Source organism: bacterium (genome assembly GCA_016873475.1).
GTDB lineage: Bacteria > Krumholzibacteriota > Krumholzibacteriia > JACNKJ01 > JACNKJ01 > VGXI01.
Genome location: VGXI01000271.1, coordinates 1 through 3,600 on the forward strand (window position 1 = coordinate 1; position 3,600 = coordinate 3,600).

Here is a 3,600-nt window from a genome sequence, read left to right on the forward strand (position 1 = left end):
GCTTCGGTTCGCGAATCAGGGGCGCCACTCGCTCCCAGTCCCGATCCGTGAGGTCCACGCACCTCCCCCTTCGAAAGGGGAGACGAGTCTCGCGTCAGCACCCGCTGCCCGAACTCGCGTTGGCTACGCCGTAGCGCAACATCTATTTTGGGACCGCTTCTAGCGACTTGGGCTCTCTGCAGCTGCAAACCCTTGTCGGGCGGCCCTGGAGTTGACGCCTAGACGTCAAGACGTCAACCTTGGCCCATGCCTGCTGCTGCCAAGCGCTCGACGGTTTACCTGGAGCCTGAAGTTCACCGCGTGCTGCGCCTCAAGGCGGCCGAGACCGATCGGACCATCTCCGAGCTGGTGAACGAGGCGCTCAAACAAAGCCTGGCAGAGGACGCCGAGGACCTTGCCGCATTCGACGAACGGGCCCGCGAGCGGAGCGTGAGCTTCGAGAAGGCGGTCCGGGATATGCGGCGACGTGGAAAGCTATAGGCTGCTCATCAAGGCGTCGGCCGCCAAGGAGCTAGAGCGCGTCGGCCAGAAGGCTGACCGCAGACGACTCGTCGCCAGGATCGAGAGTCTTGCAACGGACCCGCGGCCTGCGGGTTGCGAAAAGCTGAGCGGGGCGGAAGACAAGTACCGTGTCCGCCAAGGCAGTCATCGCGTCGTGTACGCGATCGACGACGAAGCTCGGACCATCACGATCTTCAAGGTCGGTCATCGGCGCGATGTCTACCGCTGACCGCCCAACGTTGGAGTTCACCCGATGGCGGAAGCGGGCGAAGTCCGCCGTAGCCATTCGGGTGCAACGAAGGGTTAGGCCGCACTGTGCCTACGCAAGGACCTTGGCCATGAACACATTGAACTCCGTGGCGATGTACTCGCCGAACGCACCGCGCCACTCAAAGCCGTTGCGCCGATAGAGCTCGTGCGCGGGTGCGAACGCCTCACCCGTGCCGGTTTCGAGAAGCAAACACGCGTATCCACGCTGACGCGCCGTACGAACGATTTCATTGAGGACAGCTTGTCCGACACCGCGACGAAGAAAGGCTGCGCGCGTGCGCATGGACTTGACCTCGCCAGTCAGCGGGTCCAGTTCTTTCAGCGCCCCGCATCCGCACAAGTGGCCCTCCAGCCACGCAGCCCAGAAGGTGACATTCGGGGTGCGGAGGCTGTTGAGTGCGAGCGCGTTGACGTGGCCGGGCGGAGAGTTGCTGTGCATTCCGGCGAGATGTTCGGCGATCAGTGACTGCATTTCCGGAGACGACAGATCGTCTGGACGAACGTCGATGTGCATGGTGCGGCCTTCTGTGCGGCCTAACGGATCGGGCTACAGCTGCGAGAGCCCGGGCCACCCGAGCCCCGCCGAAGCCCCAACGCAGCATGCCAGACGGCACCGCGGACCGGAAGCGCAAACCGGGCTCTCGCCAGCCGCAAGCTCTTGTTAGTCCGACTTGTTCTGGCTACGATCTGGCCAGATGCGCTATGAGCTCGTTTTGGCCCCGCAGGCCGTCGAGGATCTGCGCGGCCTCACTGCTCGGGCGCGTTCGGAGGTGCGAGGCGCCATCGGGCGGTACCTCCGCCACGAGCCGACAAAAGTCAGCAAGAGCCGCATCAAGAGACTGAGGGGCTTGGCGCAGCCCCAGTTCCGCTTGAGAGTGGGCGAGATCAGGGTGTTCTATGACGTCGTCGACCAAGCCGTCCAAGTCCTCGCGATCGTCAGCAAGGCGCAAGCGAGCGCGTGGCTCGAAGAAAGCGGCACGCCGACTGAAAACGGTGGCTCTGGCGAAGATGAAGGATGACCTCTCCCGCTACCTCCGCCTCGCCGCCGATGAGGAGATCGTGATCACGAAGCACGGGCGCCCAGCGGGGGTGCTCATCGGGTTCGAAGATGAGCAGGCCTGGTTGGACTACCGACTCGAGCACCATCCCGAGTTCCTGACCAGGATCGCCCAAGCGCGCGAAGCCTTGCTCGCCGATCGCGGCGTCAGAATCGAGGACGTCGGCACGTAGCCAGGTCGGGCTAACGACTTGGGCTTCAGCAGCGAGAACCCGCGCCGCGTTGTTGATTGATTCGACGACGCATGATGCCAGACGCCCCAGGCGGTGGACAGACCAAAACGGGTGATCGACAGCTGCAAGCCCTTGATCCTCATCCAGGCCCCCCTCCTGCACCTACTCGACCCCGAGTAGGCTGGACGGCGGTCACAAAGCGCACATCCGCGCAGGAGGAGGACCATGCGATTCTACACCGGACAGCATCAGCACTACTGCGGCATCGATCTTCACGCCGCCACCATGTACGTCTGCATCCTCGACGCTGCGGGCGAGATCCGCGTCCACCGCAACGTGAAGTCGAGCCCCGAAGCGCTGCTCGAGATCGTGGCGCCCTACCGCGACGGCCTCGTCGTTGCCGCCGAGTGCACCTTCACCTGGTACTGGCTCGCCGATCTCTGCGCGAAAGAGAACATCCCCTTCGTCCTGGGCCACGCGCTCGCAATGAAGGCGATCCACGGCGGCAAGGCCAAGAACGACAAGATCGACTCGCACAAGATCGCCGTGCTGCTCCGCGGGGGCATGCTGCCGCAAGCCTATGTCTACCCCGCCGCGATGCGCGCGACGCGAGACCTGCTGCGCCGCCGGCTCCACTTCGTGCGCAAGCGCGGCCAGCTCCTCGCCCACATCCAGAACACGATCCACCAGTACAACCTCGACCCGTTCGGGAAACGCATCGCGTATCCCGCCCCTCGCGAGGGGCTGCTCGAGCACTTCCCGGATCCCGCCGTGCGCAAGAGCGTCGAGGTCGATCTCGCTCTGCTCGAGCGCTACGACGCGCTGATCGCCGATCTCGAGCTCACGATCGTGCGGCACGCCAAGCGCCACGACGCCGACGCCTTCCATCGTCTGCGTTCCGTCCCCGGCATCGGCAAGATTCTCGCGCTCACCCTGCTCTACGAGATCCACGACGTCACCCGCTTCGAGCGCGTGCAGCAGTTCGCATCGTATGCGCGGCTCGTGAAGTGCGCCCACGAGTCCGCGGGCAAGAAGCTCGGCAGCGGCGGCGCAAAGCAAGGCAACGTCCACTTGAAGTGGGCCTTCTCCGAAGCCGCCGTGCTCTACCTGCGCCACGGCGCCGACGGCAAGAAGCTGCTCGCGCGACTCGAGCGCAAGCACGGCAAAGGCAAGGCGCTCTCGATCCTCGCGCACAAGATCGGCCGCGCCGTCTACTACATCCTCGCGCGGGGCACCGTGTTCTCGCCCGAGAAGTTCCTGCACGCCTGACGAGCCGAGCGCCTCAGTGGCCACCTCAAAACCGGCCAGTCGTGGCCGGGTCAAAACCGGCCAGTCGCGCGTCCGGGACAGGGTCTGTCTACTTCGAATCGCCTGAGTCGTGCAAGTCCTGCCCTCCGGTCCGGGTGCGAAAGCTGCGCGGCCCGCACTTGATCACGTGGCCGTGGTGGAGCAGCCGGTCGAGCATCGCGCCAACGGCGGCGTGATCGCCGAGGAGCTTGCCCCAATCGTCGACGGGTCGGTTGGAGGTGAGCAGCGTCGAGGCGCGCTCGTAGCGGCGCATCACGAGCTCGAGCAGATCCTCGCCGGCGGACGGCGGGA

The 3,600-nt window shown here is 65.0% G+C and carries 6 protein-coding genes and 1 pseudogene; 5 read left to right on the forward strand and 2 right to left on the reverse strand.

Annotation, left to right across the window (positions count from 1 at the left end; translation table 11 throughout):
* Positions 1-246 precede the first annotated feature (246 nt).
* Both FJ251_14485 and FJ251_14490 read left to right on the forward strand, forming a co-directional pair.
* Positions 247-480 carry a CopG family transcriptional regulator gene (locus FJ251_14485; protein ID MBM4118912.1) on the forward strand — a complete coding sequence of 78 codons (234 nt, stop codon included), beginning with the start codon at positions 247-249 and terminating at the stop codon, positions 478-480.
* Positions 467-730 (forward strand): type II toxin-antitoxin system RelE/ParE family toxin, encoded by a 264-nt coding sequence (locus FJ251_14490; protein MBM4118913.1) that lies wholly within the window; start codon positions 467-469, stop codon positions 728-730. The genes FJ251_14485 and FJ251_14490 overlap by 14 nt, the downstream gene beginning before the upstream one ends.
* 90 nt (positions 731-820) lie before the next feature.
* On the opposite strand, the gene FJ251_14495 is transcribed toward FJ251_14490, so the two are convergent.
* Positions 821-1,285 carry a GNAT family N-acetyltransferase gene (locus FJ251_14495; protein MBM4118914.1) on the reverse strand — a complete coding sequence of 155 codons (465 nt, stop codon included), beginning with the start codon at positions 1,283-1,285 and terminating at the stop codon, positions 821-823.
* Positions 1,286-1,466: 181 nt separating this feature from the next.
* Here FJ251_14495 and FJ251_14500 point away from each other — a divergent pair.
* The 3 genes and pseudogenes from FJ251_14500 (at position 1,467) to FJ251_14510 (ending at position 3,270) form a co-directional block, all read left to right on the forward strand.
* Positions 1,467-1,709: pseudogene (locus FJ251_14500) on the forward strand (type II toxin-antitoxin system RelE/ParE family toxin).
* Positions 1,710-1,755: 46 nt separating this feature from the next.
* Positions 1,756-2,001, forward strand: coding sequence for a type II toxin-antitoxin system Phd/YefM family antitoxin (locus FJ251_14505; GenBank protein MBM4118915.1), 246 nt, complete (start codon positions 1,756-1,758; stop codon positions 1,999-2,001).
* Between the two features lie 225 nt (positions 2,002-2,226).
* Positions 2,227-3,270, forward strand: coding sequence for an IS110 family transposase (locus tag FJ251_14510; protein ID MBM4118916.1), 1,044 nt, complete (start codon positions 2,227-2,229; stop codon positions 3,268-3,270).
* A gap of 88 nt (positions 3,271-3,358) precedes the next feature.
* Here FJ251_14510 and FJ251_14515 read toward each other — a convergent pair.
* The coding region (locus FJ251_14515) for an ATP-binding protein (GenBank protein ID MBM4118917.1) at positions 3,359-3,600 on the reverse strand (242 nt) is incomplete at its 5' end.

Bases quoted from the DNA above. Each gene is read 5' to 3' on its own strand.
- FJ251_14485 (MBM4118912.1), top strand. From the start codon at position 247: ATGCCTGCTGCTGCCAAGCGCTCGACGGTTTACCTGGAGCCTGAAGTT.
- FJ251_14510 (MBM4118916.1), top strand. From the start codon at position 2,227: ATGCGATTCTACACCGGACAGCATCAGCACTACTGCGGCATCGATCTT.
- FJ251_14495 (MBM4118914.1), bottom strand. From the start codon at position 1,285: ATGCACATCGACGTTCGTCCAGACGATCTGTCGTCTCCGGAAATGCAG.